14 protein-coding genes are annotated in these 17,905 nt (G+C 71.2%); 10 read left to right on the top strand and 4 right to left on the bottom strand.

The window, feature by feature from the left end; translation table 11 throughout:
* The first annotated feature begins 1 nt into the window (after position 1).
* The 3 genes from B0I31_RS11540 (at position 2) to B0I31_RS11525 (ending at position 5,926) form a co-directional block, all read left to right on the top strand.
* Positions 2-982, top strand: a complete 981-nt coding sequence (locus B0I31_RS11540; RefSeq protein WP_106615285.1) for a zinc-binding dehydrogenase — start codon at positions 2-4, stop codon at positions 980-982.
* 10 nt (positions 983-992) lie between these two features.
* On the top strand, positions 993-4,067 hold the full coding sequence (locus tag B0I31_RS11530) for a helix-turn-helix transcriptional regulator (RefSeq protein ID WP_245949811.1): 3,075 nt from the start codon (positions 993-995) through the stop codon (positions 4,065-4,067).
* 128 nt (positions 4,068-4,195) lie between these two features.
* A complete protein-coding gene (locus B0I31_RS11525; protein ID WP_106615283.1) occupies positions 4,196-5,926 on the top strand; it encodes a family 20 glycosylhydrolase in 1,731 nt (576 codons plus the stop codon).
* A gap of 45 nt (positions 5,927-5,971) precedes the next feature.
* Here the strand turns inward: B0I31_RS11525 and B0I31_RS11520 are convergent, their stop codons facing one another.
* Both B0I31_RS11520 and B0I31_RS11515 read right to left on the bottom strand, forming a co-directional pair.
* Positions 5,972-6,814, bottom strand: a complete 843-nt coding sequence (locus B0I31_RS11520; protein WP_106615282.1) for a hypothetical protein — start codon at positions 6,812-6,814, stop codon at positions 5,972-5,974.
* A gap of 67 nt (positions 6,815-6,881) precedes the next feature.
* Positions 6,882-7,118 (bottom strand): hypothetical protein, encoded by a 237-nt coding sequence (locus tag B0I31_RS11515; protein ID WP_106615281.1) that lies wholly within the window; start codon positions 7,116-7,118, stop codon positions 6,882-6,884.
* 199 nt (positions 7,119-7,317) lie between these two features.
* Between B0I31_RS11515 and B0I31_RS11510 the strand changes: the two genes are divergently transcribed.
* A complete protein-coding gene (locus B0I31_RS11510; RefSeq protein WP_245949810.1) occupies positions 7,318-8,412 on the top strand; it encodes an XRE family transcriptional regulator in 1,095 nt (364 codons plus the stop codon).
* On the top strand, positions 8,409-9,614 hold the full coding sequence (locus B0I31_RS11505; RefSeq protein WP_146173816.1) for a hypothetical protein: 1,206 nt from the start codon (positions 8,409-8,411) through the stop codon (positions 9,612-9,614). The genes B0I31_RS11510 and B0I31_RS11505 overlap by 4 nt, the downstream gene beginning before the upstream one ends.
* Here B0I31_RS11505 and B0I31_RS11500 read toward each other — a convergent pair.
* The gene (locus B0I31_RS11500; protein ID WP_146173815.1) at positions 9,603-10,607 is read right to left on the bottom strand and encodes a hypothetical protein; all 1,005 of its coding nucleotides are present in this window, start codon (positions 10,605-10,607) and stop codon (positions 9,603-9,605) included. The genes B0I31_RS11505 and B0I31_RS11500 overlap by 12 nt on opposite strands.
* Before the next feature lie 252 nt (positions 10,608-10,859).
* Entirely contained in the window at positions 10,860-13,115 is a 2,256-nt protein-coding gene (locus B0I31_RS11495) for an ATP-binding protein (RefSeq protein ID WP_106615277.1), read from the bottom strand.
* A 232-nt stretch (positions 13,116-13,347) separates the two neighbouring features.
* Between B0I31_RS11495 and B0I31_RS11490 the strand changes: the two genes are divergently transcribed.
* The 5 genes from B0I31_RS11490 to mtnB all read left to right on the top strand — a co-directional run bounded on the left by B0I31_RS11490 (position 13,348) and on the right by mtnB (position 17,903).
* A complete protein-coding gene (locus B0I31_RS11490) occupies positions 13,348-14,406 on the top strand; it encodes a hypothetical protein (RefSeq protein ID WP_146173814.1) in 1,059 nt (352 codons plus the stop codon).
* Positions 14,407-14,499: 93 nt separating this feature from the next.
* Positions 14,500-15,624 carry an acyl-CoA dehydrogenase family protein gene (locus B0I31_RS11485; protein ID WP_106615275.1) on the top strand — a complete coding sequence of 375 codons (1,125 nt, stop codon included), beginning with the start codon at positions 14,500-14,502 and terminating at the stop codon, positions 15,622-15,624.
* Positions 15,624-16,631 (top strand): s-methyl-5-thioribose-1-phosphate isomerase, encoded by a 1,008-nt coding sequence (locus B0I31_RS11480; protein ID WP_106615274.1) that lies wholly within the window; start codon positions 15,624-15,626, stop codon positions 16,629-16,631. The genes B0I31_RS11485 and B0I31_RS11480 overlap by 1 nt, the downstream gene beginning before the upstream one ends.
* The gene (gene mtnC, locus B0I31_RS11475) at positions 16,624-17,289 is read left to right on the top strand and encodes an acireductone synthase (RefSeq protein ID WP_106615273.1); all 666 of its coding nucleotides are present in this window, start codon (positions 16,624-16,626) and stop codon (positions 17,287-17,289) included. Before B0I31_RS11480 ends, mtnC begins: the two co-directional genes overlap by 8 nt.
* Complete coding sequence (mtnB, locus tag B0I31_RS11470; protein WP_281262287.1) at positions 17,286-17,903, top strand: methylthioribulose 1-phosphate dehydratase; 618 nt, start codon at positions 17,286-17,288, stop codon at positions 17,901-17,903. Before mtnC ends, mtnB begins: the two co-directional genes overlap by 4 nt.
* Positions 17,904-17,905: the final 2 nt, after the last annotated feature.

Here is a 17,905-nt window from a genome sequence, read left to right as displayed (position 1 = left end):
CGTGCTCGCCGTGCGGCTGCACGCGTTCGGCTCGGCGCTGCGCTGCGAGGAGGTCGAGGACCCGTCGCCGGGGCCCGGTCAGGTGCGGATCGCGGTGCGTGCGGCGGGCGTGCACCTGGTGGACTCGGTGATCCGGCGCGGCATCTCCGAGTGGGTGCCGTTGCCGGACCTGCCCACCGTGCCGGGGTCCGAGGTGGCCGGTGTGGTCGACGCGGTCGGTTCCGGTGTGGCCGAGTCGTGGCTGGGGGAGCGGGTGGTGACGCAGCTCGGTCTGGCCGGCGGCGGGTACGCCGAGCTGGCGGTGCGGGAGGTCGGCGCGCTGCACGTGATCCCGGACGGGCTCGGCTTCGCGGCGGCGGTGGCGATGATCTGCACCGGCAGCACGGCGTTGGGCGTGGTGGACGCGGCGGCGCCGGCCCCGGACGACGTGGTCGTCGTCACCGCCGCCGCCGGAGGTGTCGGCACGATGGTGGTGCAGGCGGCGTCCCGGGCCGGTGCGCTGGTGGTGGGGCTGGCGGGGTGCCGGGAGAAGCGGCAGGCGGTGCTGCGCGCGGGTGCCGCGATCGCCGTCGACTACCTGGAGGAAGGGTGGCAGGGGGAGGTGCTGGGGCAGTTGGGCGGCCGGGAGGTGACCGCGGTGCTGGACGGCGTCGGCGGCGTGCTGGGGCGGGGTGCGGTGGACCTGCTCGCGCCGGGCGGCCGGCTGGTGATGTTCGGGTCGTCGTCGGGTGAGCTGGTGCGGCTGACCTCGGAGGACCTGTTCGCCCGCGCGTTGACCGCGACGGTCGCGGTCGGTCCGCAGGTGGCCAAGCGCTCGGGCGGGCTGCGTGCTCTGGAGGCGCGTGCCCTGCGTGAGGCGGCCACCCACCGGCTGACCCCGTTCATCCACCCGTTCCCGCTGTCCGAGGCCGCGCGGGCGCACGAGGCGATGGAGAGCAGGCACACGGTCGGCAAGGTCGTCCTGCTCCCGGACGCCGGCTAGGGTCGGGGACATGCTGCACGGGAGGTCCGCCGAACAGGCCTTGGTGGATGAACTCCTCTCCACCGCCCGCACCGGCCGCAGCGGCGTGCTCGTGGTGCGCGGCGAGGCGGGCATCGGCAAGTCCGCCCTGCTGACCTACGCCGCCACCCGCGCCACCTCACCGCCCCCGTCCGCGCCGGCTCTCTCCTCGCCGCCCCTTGCCTCGCCGCCTTGGTCCTCGCCTGACCTGGGCTTGTCGACCTCGGCCTCACCCGACCGCGCCTCGCGAACGCCGGAATTGTCAGACCCCTTCGGCACAATGAAAGCAGGGGACCCCCTGGCGGGGACCTCTGCGAAGCGATCGCCCGGCGCCCCGGGCAACAACCCGAGCGCGACCGACACCGGCGGCAGCGGGACTGGCGGCGCGATCGGCACCAGGGGCAGCGGGACTGGCGGATCGGCCGGGACTGGCGCGTCCACCACCTCCGCGTTCGGCGCCGGTGGTGGTCGCGGCGGCAGCCGTGCCGGCGGTGGTCGAGGTGACAGCGGTGGCGGTGGCGCGGACTTGGCGGTGCGGTTCCGGATTCTGCGCGGTACGGCGGTGGAGTCCGAGTCGGTCATGCCGTTCGCCGGGTTGAACCTGCTCCTCGGCACCGTCGTGGACCGCGTCGACGCCCTATCGCCCAACCAGGCGTCCGCCCTGCGCGCCGCCCTCGGCCTGGCCCCGCCAGACGGTGGCGACCACCACCTCGTCGGCCTGGCCGTGCTCACCCTCCTCGCCGACCTGGCCGAGCAGAGCCCCGTCCTCTGCCTGGTCGACGACGCGCACTGGCTGGACCCGGCCTCCGCGCACGCCCTCGTCTTCGCCGCACGCCGCCTCCAGGCCGAGGGCATCGCGATGATCTTCGCCGCCCGCGACCTGCACGCACCGCCGTTCCCCGCACCCGGCCTGCCCGAACTGCGCCTCACCGGCCTCGCCCCCGAGCACGCCGCCGCCCTCCTCGAAGAACACGCCGCCGACCTGCCGCGCTACGTCCGCGACCAGATCGCCCACGAAGCGCGCGGCAACCCGTTGGCGCTGCTGGAACTCCCCGCCGCCCAACGCGAAGGCCACCTGCCGGCCGCGCACGCCTACCGCGTCGCCGCCCTCCCCACCCACAGCCGCATCCAGCAGACCTTCGCCGATCGCATCGGCACCCTCCCCGAACGCACCCGCACCCTCCTCCTGGTCGCCGCCGCCGACGACACCGGCGACCCGGGCGTGGTGTTCCACGCGGCGGGCCTGCTGGGCGCGTCCGTGGACGACCTCGAAGTCGCCGAACAACGCCAACTCCTGCGTTCCGACGACGGCAGGCTGACCTTCCGCCACCCCCTGATCCGCGCCGCCGCCTACCAGAGCGCGCCCCTCAAGGACCGCCTCGCCGTGCACCGGGCGCTGGCCGAAGCCCTGGCCGAAGTCCTGGACGACGCCCACCGCAGCGCCTGGCACCTGGCCGCTGCCACCACCGCACCCGACGAGGACGTCGCCCGAGCCCTCGCCCGCACCGCCGACGACGCCCGCAGCCGGGGCGGCTACCTCGCCGTCGCCTCCGCCTACCACCGTGCCGCCGAACTCACCCCGGACCCGGTCGAACGCGGCCACCGGCTGGCGGCGGCCGCGGGCGCGGCGGGTGCGGCGGGCCAGTTCGACCGCGCGGTCGTGCTCGCCGACCAGGCCTGGGAGCTGGTCGGCAACCCGGTGGACGGCGCCAGGGTCGCCCGCATCCAGGCGCGGCTGGCCAGCGAGCAGGGACGGTCCACGCAGGCCGCGGCGCAGTTGGCCCGCGCCGTCTCGTGCGCCGAGCACACCGATCGTGACCTGGCCGGTGAGCTGCTGTTCAACGCCGCCAACAACGCGTGGGCGGGCCGTGACTTCGAGGTGTTGAGAGCCATCGCGGCACGCGCGGAAGGCCTGCCGGGCGCCGACGACACCCGCACCCTGGCCAAAGCCGCCCTGGGCCTGGAGGGCGACGACGTCCCCGGCGGCATCACCGCGTTGCGCGCACTGCTGGACTCCCCGTACGTGGGCGGACCGGGCAACGCCGTCACCGCGTGGTGGCACCTCGTCCTCGGCGACGACCAGGCCGCCTACACCTGGGCGTTCGACCTGGAACGGCAGTCCCGCGCGCAAGGCGCCCTCGGCGTGCTGCCCCGCGCCCTCGCCTACCTGGCCCGGGGCCGCCTGCACCTCGGCCGGCACCGGGACGCGCGGGCCACCGCCGAGGAAGGCCTGCGCATCGCCGCCGACATCGGCCAGGAGTTCAGCGTCGGCTTCCTGTCGAGCGTGCTCGCCGAACTGGCCGCCATCGAGGGCGACGAGGACCGCCTGGACGAACTGGTGGCGACGATGACCGGTGACACGCCGCAGTCGGTGCGGGCCGCGTGCGCGTCGGCGCTGCTGGACCTCGGCCTCGGCCGGCACGAGGCCGTGCTGGACCGGTTGGCCGACGTGGCGGCGGGCGCGCACCGGCTGTACTCCCTCGCCAGCCTGCCCGACCTGGTCGAGGCCGCTGCCCGGCTGGGCAGGCACTCGTTCGCCGAGGACGCCGCCACCTGGTACGACGAGTGGGCGTCGGCCACCGGCAGGCCGTGGGCCCGAGCCGTCGCCGCACGCTGCCGCGCCCTGCTCACCGACGACGAGCGGTGGTACGCGGAGGCCGTCGAGCTGCACCGCGTCCACGAAGGCCGCCCGTTCGAACGCGCCCGCACCGAGCTGCTGTACGGGGAGTGGCTGCGCCGGGCCCGCCGCAAGGCCGACGCCCGCACGCACCTGCGGTCGGCGCTGGAGAAGTTCGAACGGCTCGGCGCGACACCGTGGGCCGCCCGCGCCCGCACCGAGCTGCGTGCCACCGGCGAGAGCCGCGCCGTGCCGGGGCCGGACCCGCTCAGCGCCCTCACCCCGCAGGAACTGCAGGTCGTGCGGCTGGCAGCCGAGGGCCTGAGCAACCGCGACATCGGCGCGCAGCTGTTCCTGAGCCCGCGCACGGTCGGCTACCACCTCTACAAGGCCTACCCGAAGCTCGGCGTCTCGTCCCGGGTGGAGCTCGGCAGGCTCGCCCTCGCGTAGCCAAATGGTCTAGACCCATTGACATCTCCTCCCGGGCGTACGCACGCTTGACGCCAGCCGCCTTGCCCGGAGGAGGACCAACGGTGAAACTCCCAGCGAGGACGGCGCGAGCGCTCGCCGTCCTGGTGATGGTGTCCGCGGCGACCGTCGTGTGGAACGTCGCCTCCGACACCAGCACGGCCTCGGCCGCCGAACCACTGCAGAGCATCGTCCCGGCGCCGGTCTCGGTGCAGCCCGCCGCCGGCGTCACGCACGCGATCACCGCCGACACCAGGATCCACACCACGGCCGCCGCGCACGGCGTCGGCGACCACCTCGCCGCCCTGCTCCGCCCGTCGACCGGCTACGCCCTGCCCGTCACCGACACCACCGGCACCCCGGCAGACGGCATCGCGCTGCTCATCGGCGGCGCACCCGCGTCGGTCGGTGACCAGGGCTACCAGCTCACCGTCACGGCGGCGTCCGTGCAGCTGCGCGCGAACACCCCAGCGGGCCTGTTCGCGGGCGTGCAGACGTTGCGCCAACTCCTGCCCGCCAAGGTGGAGCACCGGACCGCCCAACCCGGCCCGTGGGCCGTGCCCGGCGCGACGATCACCGACTACCCGCGCTTCGGCCACCGGGGCGCGATGCTCGACGTGGCCCGCCACTTCCACCCCGTCGCCACGGTCAAGCGCTACCTCGACCAGCTCGCCCTCTACAAGGTCAACTACTTCCACCTGCACCTGACCGACGACCAGGGCTGGCGGATCGTGATCGACAGCTGGCCGCGGCTGGCCACCCACGGCGGCAGCACGCAGGTCGGCGGCGGGCCGGGCGGGTACTACACCAAGGCGCAGTACCAGGAGATCGTGGCGTACGCGGCGGCACGGCACATCACCGTCGTGCCCGAGGTCGACCTGCCCGGCCACACCAACGCGGCGCTGGCGTCGTACGCCGAGCTGAACTGCAACGGCGTCGCGCCCGCGTTGCGCACCGACATCGCGGTCGGCTACTCGTCGTTGTGCGTGTCCAAGGACATCACTTACACGTTCGTGGAGGACGTGATCCGCGAGATCGCCGCGTTGACGCCCGGCCCGTACTTCCACATCGGCGGCGACGAGGCGCACGCGACCACGGACCAGGAGTACCAGGCGTTCATGAACCGGGTGCTGCCGCTGGTGGGCAAGTACGGCAAGAAGCCCATGGGCTGGCACGAGTTCGTGAAGACGACGACCGACACCGGTGCGGTCGCGCAGTACTGGGGCACGACCACGTCCAACGCGGTCGTCCAGAACGCCGCCGCGCGTGGCCAGAAGATCCTGATGTCGCCCGCGAACAAGGCGTACCTGGACATGAAGTACAACTCCGGCACGCCCATCGGGCTCAGCTGGGCCGGTTACGTCGAGGTCCAGGACGCCTACAACTGGAACCCCGGCACGCACGTCAGCGGCGTGCCGGAGTCCGCCGTCCGGGGCGTAGAGGCGCCACTGTGGACGGAGACCGTCGTGACGCCGGCGCACGTCGACTACCTGGCGTTCCCCCGGCTGTCCGCGATCGCCGAGCTGGGCTGGTCGCCGTGGTCGACGCACAACTGGGACGCCTTCCGCCTGCGCCTGGGCGCCCAGGCACCCCGCTGGACCGCGATGGGCATCGACTTCTACCGCTCACCCCAGGTCCCCTGGGACAACGGCGGCACCACCACCACAACGACCACGACCACGACCACCACCCAACCGTCCGGCACCTGGGCCCCTAACCGCGCGTACACGACGGGCTCTCAGGTCACCTACAACGGCGTCACCTACCAGTGCCGCCAGTCGCACACCTCGCAAACCGGCTGGGAACCACCGAACGTCCCCGCCCTCTGGCAACGCCTCTGAACGTTCACCTCAGGGTTCTACGTCCAGAACACCCGAGTTGAACGTTCAGGACGTGACGCGGGCGGCCGAGACGGGGCGTTCGGCCACCGCGAAGGTGCCCGCGGACGACGTGTTCACGCTCCACCGGTACCGGCTGAACTCGCCGGTCACGTCGGACGCGTAGAACATCATGTGCCCGTAACCGGCACCATCGGTCGACGCGGTGGCGTTGAAGATCCGGTTGTCCGGGAACCGGAAGTAGTTGCCCACCCCGTACACGCCGTGCGGCTCGGACGTGCAGTCCACGACCTCCACCGCGTACTGCGTCTCACCGGCGAAGTTCAGCCGCCGGTTCGGCGCGGTGTACACGCCCTTCACCGAACGCACCATCACCACGTGCCCGGTGTTGGTGTCCTGGTCGTTGCGGTAGTCGACGGCGATCAGGTCACCCGGACGAAGGTCAGCCACCCTGGTGACGCGCTCGAAGTGCGGGATCTCCCGCTCCGCGAACGCCGCCCGGTAGTCCCGCGCGAACGGGCTGGCCACCCCGAAGTGGGTGCTGAAGAAACCCGAAGTCGCCCACCGGTACGTCCGCTTCAGCACGGCGGTCAGGAACGACGCGCACTGGCTCTGGTTGACCCACCCGGACGCGTCACCGGGGGTGCCCCACCGGACCACGTTCGGCTGGTCCGGCTCCTTGTAGGTGTTGTTCGCCAACGGGCACGTCGGCAACGACAGGTAGCCGACGAGCTGCTCGGCTTCGAGCAGGTGCGGCGCGGACGGCGGGTGCGGTGTGGACGGCCGGTGTGGACGCGGCGCCCGGGCCGGCGCGGCGGACGTCCCGAGGGACGCGATCGCCCTGGTGGCGACGGCGGTTCCCCCGGAGAACGATCTGCGCGACAGGTCCATCGTGCGACTCCCCCTTCGATGCGGGCCCGCATACCGTAGTCGAAGGGGGTGAGCCGCACGTGGCGGTTCAGCGGGCGTAGACCAGCAGAACGGTGGTCAGCACGGTGCAGAGGGCGAGCATCGCGGCGATCCCGGTCATCGCCGCACCGGCCGACAGCATGACCCGGGTGAGCATCCCGAGAACGCGGCGCAGGAGCTTCGCCAGGCCCATGACCAGCGCCATCGCGCCGATCATGATCATGACCACGAGCGGCGTCCACTCGGTGGTCCCAGCGGTTTGAGCTAACGCGGTGAGCATGTTCATGACGACCCCCGGATGGCTTCCTGGGTGAACTTCACCTCGACTCACTGAAGTTGACTGAACCTCAGTAACTTGAGAGTAGGGTGCGGTGTAGTTGACTGACAAGCCCCTGATGGGGGTATCGGGTCGTGACTTTCCGGGTTAATCGTGTATGTTTCACGCTTCAGCTAAAACGCTGAAGTTCAGTGAAGGGCGCGCGGACGTGGTCGTTGCGGAGGACTCCCACTCGCTGGCGCACCGCCTGAGGGCGTTGCGCGAAGCGCACTGGCCCGATGTGACCATCACTCAAAGTGATCTCGCGCAAGCGTTCAGTGCCGAGAAGCCGGCCAGTGTCCCCCTGCTGTCGTCCTGGGAGAGCCGCAGCAAGCCGAAGACACCGCCGCTGCACCGCCTCGCCGCCTACGCCACGTTCTTCGCCACCAAGCGCTCCGTCGCCGCCCGCCCGTACCGGCTGATCCCGGTCGACGAGCTGACCGCCGACGAGCTGCGCCACCGCGAAGAACTGCTGCGCGAGCTGACCGAACTGCGCGCCGCCGCCGAGCGCGAGGACGACCGGACCCCGGTCCAGGACCGCGCCGACCCCGGCTTCTGGTACTTCGACGACCGGCACGACATCACCATCGTCGTCGCCCAGCTCCCGGCCGACATGCGGGCCAAGATGCCCTACTCCGACCCGACCCAGCCGGACTACGTCGAGCTCTACACCTACGCCGACCTCGACGCCCTGATCGAGCTGCACGGCCACATCCGGGCGCTCAACCCCCGCAGCCAGGTCAACTTCCGCATCGCCTCCGACCTGGCCCCCGACGACTACACCACGCACCTCGTGCTGCTCGGCGGCGTCGACTGGAACGTCGTCACCCGCGAACTCCTCGACCGCGTCGACCTCCCGATCACCCAGGTCGCCCGGCACGAGGAAGCCGAGGCGGGCGGCTTCCTGGTCCGCGACCGAGACGGCCGCGAACGCCTCTACGCACCCAGACTCGGCAACCATGCGGGCCACGAAGTCCTGCTCGAGGACTTGGGCCACTTCTACCGCGGCATCAACCCGTTCAACCACAAGCGCACGGTGACGATCTGCAACGGTCAGTACGGCAGGGGAACCCTCGGCGTCGTACGGGCCTTGACCGACGGCAGGTTCCGCGACCGCAACGCGGAGTACCTGGAGCAGCGATTCCCCGGCCTCGCCTCCTACAGCATCCTCACCAGGGTGACGGTCGTGAACGGCCGGGTGGTCACGCCGGACTGGAACCTGCCGGAGTCCCGACTCTTCGAATGGCCGGAGGGCCAGAGTTGAACGTCGCAGCACCCGTGCTCGCCGCGCCCCACGCGGATCGCGCCCTGGCCGCGAGCGCCGCCCTCGCGACGGCGCCCGCGCCGGTAGGGCGCCCTCGATCGCCCAACCACCACGGTTCCCACCGCCACCTGCTGACCAGGGACGCGTTCGCCGTACCGGCCGACGTGGACGCGATCATCGTGCCGACTGCGCGACCTACCACCTACCTGGCGCACGTCGTCGCGCTCGCCGGACACCACCGCTGCACCTTGGTCGTGCTGTGCAGCCGCCGCGCGTCCGCGGCAGCCGCCACCGCGCTCGCCGAACGAGCCGGAGTCGAGGTGATCGCCGTCGATGTCGCCGACGTCCCGCGGAAACTCCTGCCCCCGTTCCGCACCACGTCGATGCTGCGCGGCGGTCGGTTCGACCGCCGCACCGACACCAGCCTCAAGCGCAACCTCGGATTGCTGCTGGCCGCCGTGTCGGGTTGGGAACGGGTCGTCTACGTGGATGACGATGTGGTGATCCCACAGCCGGACGACCTGCGCACCGCGGCGGGCCTGCTCGACACGTTCACCGGCGTCGGGCTCTCCGTCGGCGGTTACCCGGACAACTCGGTGGTCTGCCACGCGTACCGCGAGGCGGGCGGCGACCAGGACACGTTCATCGGCACGGGAGCTCTGGCGGTCGGCCGCGAGTCGTTCACCTCATTCTTCCCCAACATCTACAACGAAGACTGGTTCTTCCTGCTCGGCGAGACCGGCCTGGCGCCATCCGCGGTCACGGGCCAGGCGCTGCAGAAGCCTTACGACCCGTACCGGGACACCATGCGGGCCCGCACCGAGGAGCTGGGCGACTGCCTCGCCGAAGGGCTGTTCGGCCTGCTCGACGCCGGACGCGGGCTGACCGAGGCGGGCGCCGGGTACTGGCGGTGGTTCCTTGGCCGGCGCAGGCGATTCATCGACGAGGTCATCGGCATGGTGGGCGACACGCAGCCGAATGGTCCGGCCAGGGACAGAATGATCGCCGCGCTCAAGGCCGCCCGTGGTCGCAACCGCCTCATCGAGCCGCAGCTCTGCGTGGACTACCTCACAGCGTGGCGGGCCGACCGTGAGGTGTGGCGCGAGCACGTCGAGGCCGCGTGCCACCATCGCAAAGGTCGTCCCGTGCCAGACCTGCTGGCCGAGCTGCGCCTGCCGCACCGCTACCGCTCAGGCGACTGACCTCTGTCCCAACACCGCCGCGACCCGGTCGAAGCCGTCCACCGTCGGCAGACCGAGGAGGAACGCCCGCCACACCGGAAGGTCGTGGTTCCAGTCGGCGACGAACCCGGCCAGGAGCTTCGGCCAGTCTTCGCCGTGCGTCGCCAGGGCGGTCCGCGCCACGTCCGCCCCACCGCGCACACCTCGTCGTGCCATCCGGTCGGCCAACCCGCGCAACATGGTCCGTCGTTCGACGAGCACCGGCTGCCAGAACTCGGGCCGCGTGGCGACGTCCGTGCGCGATCGACGGGCCAAGCCCTCCACCAGGACTTCGCCGAACTCCTGACCGGCGGCCCTCGACAGGTCGCCGAACGGGTCGTAATCGTCCTGCCCCACCCTGCCGACCAGGCGGACACCCCCGGGGTCACCGCGGAGCAGTTCCAACCCCAGCACCAAGTCTTCGTTGTACAGGGGTGGGAAGAACGGCGGCGGTGGGTCGCACGCCAACGCCATCGCACCGCCTCCGATGAAGGAGACCGCGTGGTCGGTCCCGTGCGACCGCGCGTGTCCGACCGCGGACAGGTCGCGGAACCCGTCCACTGCCCAGCCGACGAGCCTGCGTCCGACGCCACCGCGGTCCGCACCCGACAGCAGCGCCGCCGCACGCACGAGGTCCGCACGCGGGATCGACCACACGTCGTCGTCCAGGAAGAGCACGTTCCGCCAGCCCATGAGCCGAGCCACGACCAAGCCGACGTTCCGCTTCTCGGCCAGGTCACCGACCTGCGCGGCGAGAGGGTGGGCGGATGTCCGCAACCCGAGCTCGGCGAAGAGCCGGAGGTCCGCGACGTTCAACACCAGGAAGTCGTCCGGTGCCCGGCCCGATCCGGCCAGCAGCACCTCGACGTCCCGCGTTCGGGTCTGCCCGCTCGCGAGGACGACCAGGTGGGAGCCTGCGGCGCGCGCTGTGACGGTGGCACGGCGGATGGCGTTCGCGCCACGTGCGGAAGGCACCATCACCCCGTCGAAAGACGGCGTCGGCACGTCGGCCGGATATGGTGCGAAGTGCTGATGTGCGCTCGGCATGGTTATGAGAGAGGACCGGTGCACCATCACGGCGCCCGGTCCGGTGCCGGCGACGAGGAGTCTGCGTCGGCGAGCGAGGGCCACCAACGCGATCAGGACGACGAGGAGCAGGTACCCGGTTGTCGTTCCCTGAGCCGCCACAACGCCTCCGGCACGTCGGACCTACCACCGCGTGGTGGGTCACCCGATCAGTCGATCCAACCGGCGGCGGACCTCTGCCGCCTCGGGAGCCCCGAGTTCCGAATAGATCTCCAAGGCGTTGTTCCACCGCTCGCGGGCCTCGGTCACGTTCTCCAATGCTTCGTACGCGTTGGCGAAGCCCTCGTGCGCCTGCGCCTGCTCATGACGGTCGCCGATGTCCAGGGCGATGGCAAGCGCCTGTTCGTGGCACTTCAGCACCTCGTCGGTCATCTCCACTCGACGCAGCGCGTTGCCGAGTCCGTTGAGCGCCTCGGCTTCCAAGGCGCGGTCGTGCGTGGCGCGGGCGAGGTCGAGCGCCTCCTCGTGATAGCCCTTTGCCTCGTGGTGACGATCCAGGTGTTGGAGGGCCACGCCGATGTCGTTGAGCGCGTAGCCCATTCGCGGTCGGTCGTCGGTCTCCCGGAACAGCGCCAGCGCACGCTGCGTGTGCTCGACGGACTCGTCGTGACGCCCCAACCGGTCGAGGACCAAACCCATGTTGTTGAGCACTTGGCCTTGTCCCGTGCGCTCACCCTCGGCTTCGAACAGGAGCAGACCGTCCGAATCGCACGCCAACGCCTTGTCGTACTGGCCGAGGAGCATGTGCACGTGACCCAGGTCCGCCAACGCCAGCGCCTCCACCCGTCGGCTACCTGCTCGACGGAGCGCGGCGATCGCCTCCTCCAGGTGGTCGCGGGCTTCCAGGTAGCGACCCAAGCGCTGGTAGACGACGCCGAGGTTGTGCAGTGCCCGCCCTTCGGCGGCGTCGTCGCGCTGCTGCCGTCCCGCCGTCACGGCGTGGGTGTGCAGGGTGACGGCGTCGTCGAAGTGGCCGTGGATGTCGAGGAACCGGTAGAGGGTCGTGGAGAGCAGCGTCGCGTAGACCGACCAGGTCGTGTCCACGATCTGTGCCGCCACGGCCGAGAACGTGGCCCGTTCGTCCTCAAGCCACCGCACCGCTTGAGAGTCGTCCACGAGGTTCGCGGGCAACCCACCGTTCGTCGGGAGCGTCGGCCTGCGGTCCCGCTCTTGGGGGAAGAGGATGTCCATGGCCAACGCGGCGGTGTGCAGAAAGAAGTCGAACAACCGCCCCAGCGCGGCCTGTTGCGCCCGGGCCGACTCCTCTTGTGCCGCCAGGTCGGCTGCATAGACGCGGAGCAGGTCGTGCATCTGATAGCGGCTGGCCTTGGTGCGTTCGAGCAGGTGTGCGCGGACCAGCGAATCGAGTACCCGACGCGCTCCCGCCGGGGCGGCCTCGATCAGCACGGCGGCGCTCACCGTGTCGAAGTCACGACCGGGGTGCAAGCCGAGCAGCCGGAACGCCCGGGCCTCGACCGGATCCAGGTTCCGGTAGGACCAGGAGAGCACCGCTCGCACCGCAGTGTACGGGTCGTCCCCGGCGTCGAGCAGGTCGAGCCTGTTCTGCTCATCAGCCAGGTCGTTGACGAGATCGGCGAGCGCCACGTCCGGGCTGGTCGTGACGAGGTCGGCGGCGATCCGCAGCGCCAGCGGCAGGCGGGCGCAATGCCGGACGAGAGCGTCGGCGGCGTCGCGTTCGGCGTCCACGCGGGGGCCGATCAGCATGCGCAACAGGAAGACCGCCTGCTCGTGCGGCAAAAGGTCGAGGTTCATCCGCCGTGCGCCGTCCCGGGACACGAGCCCTGGCAGGGCATCGCGGCTGGTCACCAGGACCACGCACGAGGACGTGCCGGGCAGCAGCGGCCGGACTTGGTCGGCGGAACGGGCGTTGTCCAGCACGATCAGCATCCTGCGGCCGGCGGCGAGACTGCGGAACCTGGCCGCCCGCTCATCCAAGTCGTGCGGGATGTCGGTGTTCGGCACGCCCAACGAGCGCAGCAGCCCGGCGAGAGCCTCAACGGGCGCCACCGGCTGGTCCGGTCCGTAGCCGCGCAGGTTGACGTAGAGCTGTCCGTCGGGGAACCGGTCGCTGACCCGGTGTGCCCAGTGCGTGGCGAAGGCCGTCTTGCCCACTCCCGCCGTGCCCGAGACCGCGGAGATCACCATGGCCGCGGTGGGCGCTCCCTCGGTGGACGCGAGCAGCAGGTCCATCTCGGCGAGTTGCTCCACCCGGTCGGTGAACGCGTGCACGTCCGGTGGAAGTTCGTGCGGCGGGGGAATCTGGCTGGGGCCGGTGGCGTGCAGGTGCACCCCACCCGCGATCGACGCGGCCTGCACTACGGCTCCCGTGGTACCCGACATGTCGTTGGCCGTGTGCCCCAGGTGCTCGTTCGCCACTCACTGCCTCCCGTCCGGTCTCCGGAGCGTATCGACGGCAGCGGCTGGTGAGTCCGCCCTTCAGCGGCAACACCCCAGGGAACATCGGAAGTCACCCGGACGTTGTCCCGTTCACTCCCGATCACCGCGGCGACCCGCCGTTCGAGCGGACGGAGGGCCGGCGTTGACGCCACTGGTGCCCACACCCGCGAGCCACCACGGCTCGCACCGCGGGCTCGTCACGCTCGACGTCGTGGACGCGCTGCCCGGCCGCGTCGATGCGATCGTCGTGCCCACGAACCGGCCTGGCCACTACTTGAAGAACGCGATCGAGTGTGCTGCCCGACTCGACGTGCCGCTGGTGGTGCTGTCCAGCGGGCGTTCGTCAGCTGCCGAAGCCGAGAAACTGGCCCGCGTGTCGGACGTCGGGATGCTCGCCTTCGATGTGTCCGAGGTGTCCGGGCCGCTGACGCCCGCCCTGGCGACCACGGCGCTCCTCCGGGGGACGCTGTTCCGGCACCGCACCGACATCGGCCTCAAGCGCAACATCGGGCTACTCGTCTCCCGTCTGGCCGGATGGGAGGTGGTGGCGTTCCTGGACGACGACATCCTGATGCCGGATCCCCGAGATATCAGTGCCGCAGCCGGCCTGGTGTGCGACGGCTACGCGGCTGTCGGCTTGCACATCGGCGGGTTCCCGGACAACTCCGTGGTGTGCCATGCGCACCGCGAGACAGGCGGCGACCAGGGCACGTTCATCGGTGGCGGTGCCCTCGTGGTAAGTCTGGAGGCGTCGTCGTCCTTCTTCCCGGCGATCTACAACGAGGACTGGTTCTTCCTCCTGAACGACCGAAGCCTGCGGCGCTCCGCAGTGATCGGCAACGTGCTGCAGCGGCCGTACGACCCGTTCGTCACGGCCCGCGCTCAAAGCGAGGAGTTCGGAGACTGCTTGGCTGAAGGCGTCTTCGCGCTGCTGGACGACGACGGCAACTTCGACCGGGCCTTGGACGTGAGTTACTGGCGGCATTTCCTGGGAGACCGGATGTCCTTGATCGACAGCATTCTCGACCGCATCAGGTCACGGGGACGGCGTGACGACGAGGCGTTGCGGATGGAGATCGCCCTGCGCGCCGCGCGCAAGCATTGCGAGGCCATCCCGCCGTCGCTGTGCGTGCGTTACCTGAAGGCGCTCGCCCTGGACCGTCAGACGTGGGTGGCACACGTCGACAGCGTCCGCCGCCACGTCACCGACCTGCGCGGGGCGCTCCGGTGGCTGGGCCTGTCCGGCCACGGGATGCACGTCACATCCTGACCGGCGGTCTCCCATGTGGCGGAACGCTCAGCCCACGGCGCGCCGCGGCGGTTAGGCTCGCCTGCTGGGAACGCAGACGGCAGGAGGCAAGCCATGACGGGCACCGATGGTCGGCAGAAGTGGCTGACCGTCGCCGAGGAGCTGGCCGCGGCGTTGCGGGTGGACGCGGCGGAGCGCGATCGGCGTGGTGCGGAGCCCTCGGCCGAGGTCGGGGCGTTGCGGCGGTCCGGGTTGCTCGCGATCGGCGACTGGGCCACGCAGCAGGCCGTGACCAGGGTCGTCGGCGCGGCGGACGCCAACGTCGGCCACCTCCTCGGCTACCACTACCTGCAGGTCTGGCGCAGCGGCCTGTTCGACAACCCGAACTTCCAGCCGGGCGACAACGTCTTCTGGGCGGGCGTCAGCAACCCCCTCGACGCGGCGCTGGAGCTGCGGCCCGTCGACGGCGGGTTCGAGGTCACGGGACGCAAGACGTTCGCCACCGGCGCGTCGGTGGCCGACCGGCTCGTGGTCAGCGCCACCCGCACCGGGACCGGCGACAAGGTCACGTTCACGCTCGACGCCAAGGCGGACGGCATCACCTACGCCGGTGACTGGGACAACATCGGCCAACGCCTCACCGCCAGCGGCGGCGTGGTGTTCGACCACGTGCACGTGCCGTCCGACCAGGTCCTCGGCACCCACGACGAGACCAGCCCGCGCCTGTCGCTGGCCGCGCTCGGCTTCCAGCTCGTGCTCGCCCAGCTGTACGTGGCGATGGCGGAGGGCGCGCTGGCCGAAGCCGCCCAGTACACCCGCACGACCACCCGACCGTGGTTCCTCAGCGGTGTCGACGCGGCCACCGCCGACCCGTACGTCCTGGGCACGTACGGCGAGCTCGTCGCCGAGGCGCAGGCCGCCGGGTTCCTCACCGACCACGCCTCGGACCTGCTGGACCAGGCCTCCCGCCGGGGCGCCGACCTGACCCGCGACGAACGCGCCGCGACCGCCGCCGCCATCTCGTCGGCCAAGGTCGTCGCCACCAAGGTCGCCAACCAGACCACCAGCCGGGTGTTCGAGCTGTGCGGCGCGCGGGCCACCGCCGCCGGCTACGCGTTCGACCGGTTCTGGCGCAACGCCCGCACCCTCACCCTGCACGACCCCGTGTCGTACAAGGCCCGCGAGGTCGGCGCCTACTACCTGACCGGCGAGCACGCGCCGTTCACCGGGTACAGCTGATGGAGCCGTTGCTCGCGCGCAGCGTGCGCCTCGAAGACGACGGCGTGCACATCCTGGACCGCCGCGACTTCCCGTTCGAGAAGACCTGGGTGCGCTGCGGCACGGTCGCCGAGGTCGCCAAGGCCATCGAGGACATGGTCACCCAGTCGTCCGGCCCGTACTTCGCCGCGCTGTGGGGCATGGTGCTGGCCGCCCGCGAGGCCCGCGGCCTGCCCCGTGCCGAGGCCCGTGCCTACCTCGACCAGGCGGGGCAGCTCCTGGTCGCCACCCGCCGCACGAACAACCACCTGCGCAAGGCCGTAGCCGCCGTGCTTGCCCACGTCGACGCGAACGACGACCTCGAAGCCGGCGCGCTGGCGGGCGCGAAGGCGGGGGACGAGCGCTACCGCAGCCGTAGCCGCCGCCTCGGTGCGCACACCGCCGAACTGCTGCCGGACGAGGGCGCCGTGCTCACGCACTGCTGGGCCGACCTCTACCTGACCGAAACCGTCGCCGCTGCTCAAGCGATGGGCAAGCGTTTGCGGTTCCTCTGCACGGAGACCCGCCCGTACCTCCAGGGCGCCCGCCTGACCGCGGAGACGCTGGGGGAGATGGGCGTGGACACAACCTTGATCACCGATGGCATGGGCGCGGCGGTCATGTCGACCGGCGACGTCGACGTGCTGCTGACCGCCGCCGACCGCGTCACGATGGACGGCCACGTGGTCAACAAGGTCGGCACGCTCGGCCTCGCGGTGGCCGCGCACGCGTTCGACGTGCCGTTCCTGGCCATGGTGCAGGCACCGGACCGCCTCGCACCCACCGCCGCCGACGTGCCGATCGAGTACCGGCCGGGTGACGAGGTGCTGCACACCCTGGGCCGCCGCACGGCCACCGACCGGGCCCGGGGCCTGTACCCGGCGTTCGACGTCACGCCACCGCGGTTCGTGACGACGGTGGTGACCGACCGCGGTGCGTACGCTCCGCACGGGTTGGCCGATTACTACGTTGGGGACGTTCATGACTAACTGGGTAGTGCTGGACATCGAGGGCACGCTCAGCGCCACCGACCAGGTCCTGGTCACGCTGTACGACTACGCCCGCCCGCGCCTCGGGCCGTGGATCGACGAGCACGGCGACGACCCGGCCGTGGTCGAGGCGGTCGCGCAGATCCGTGAGCTGTCCGGTGTGGACGGTGGCACGGACGAGCTGGTGCGCGTGCTGCACGGCTGGATGGACGCCGACCAGAAAGTCACACCGCTGAAGACCTTGCAGGGCCTGATCTGGCAGCGCGGTTACGCGCAGGGCGACTTGGTGGCCGAGTTCTTCCCGGACGTCGTGCCCGCACTGCGCGAGTGGCACGCGGAGGGCGCCAAGCTGGCCGTGTTCTCCTCCGGTTCGGTGGCCGGTCAGGTGGCGTTCTTCCAGCACACCACGGACGGCGACCTCACCCCGTTGTTCGAGTACCACTTCGACACGGTGAACGCGGGACCGAAGCGCGAGGCCGCGTCGTACCTGAAGATCGCCTCCGTGCTCGGCTCGGGCGACATCACGTTCTACTCCGACGTCCCCGCCGAGCTGGACGCCGCCGCCGAGGCGGGCTGGCAGACCGTGGGCGTGGCGCGTCCCGGCGAGCCGTACGGCGACGCGGACTTCGGTCCACACCGGACGGTGGCGGCCCTGTGAGAACAGGCTCTGTGACGCCCGGCGAGGCGCTGGCCGCCGAGTGCGCCAGGTACACCGCGATGGGCTGGATGCGCGGCACGTCCGGCAACCTGTCCGTGGTCGTGGACCGCGACCCGCTGCGGCTGGCGGTCACCGTCAGCGGCAAGGACAAGGGCGAGCTGACGCCGGACGACGTGGTGATCGTCGACGCCGAGGGCGGCACGGACGACCCGGTGCGCGTGCCATCGGCCGAAGCGGGCCTGCACGGGCGGATCGCGGCGGTCGCCGGCGCGGGCGCGGTGGTCCACGTGCACGCCCTCGCACCCGTGGTCGCGGCCGAGTTCTGGCCCGAGGGCGTCGAGCTGCACGACCTGGAGATGCTCAAGGGCTTCGGCCGCCAGGCGCACGAGTCCGTCGTGATCCCGGTCGTGCCCAACAGCCAGGACATGCGCGTGCTCGGCGACGCGTTCGAAGCCGGTTTCCGCAAGGACGTGCCGGCCTTGATTGTCGCCCGGCACGGGGTGTACGTGTGGGGTGACGACCTCTACCAGGCGCGGCACCGGCTGGAGTGCTTGGAGTGGCTGTTGCGCTTCAAGACCGAAACCACCCAGCGCGGGAACCCACCACGAACATGAGG

It is taken from the genome of Saccharothrix carnea (assembly GCF_003014735.1).
In the GTDB taxonomy this organism is placed as follows: domain Bacteria; phylum Actinomycetota; class Actinomycetes; order Mycobacteriales; family Pseudonocardiaceae; genus Actinosynnema; species Actinosynnema carneum.
This window is presented reverse-complemented; position numbering and strand designations above follow the sequence as displayed.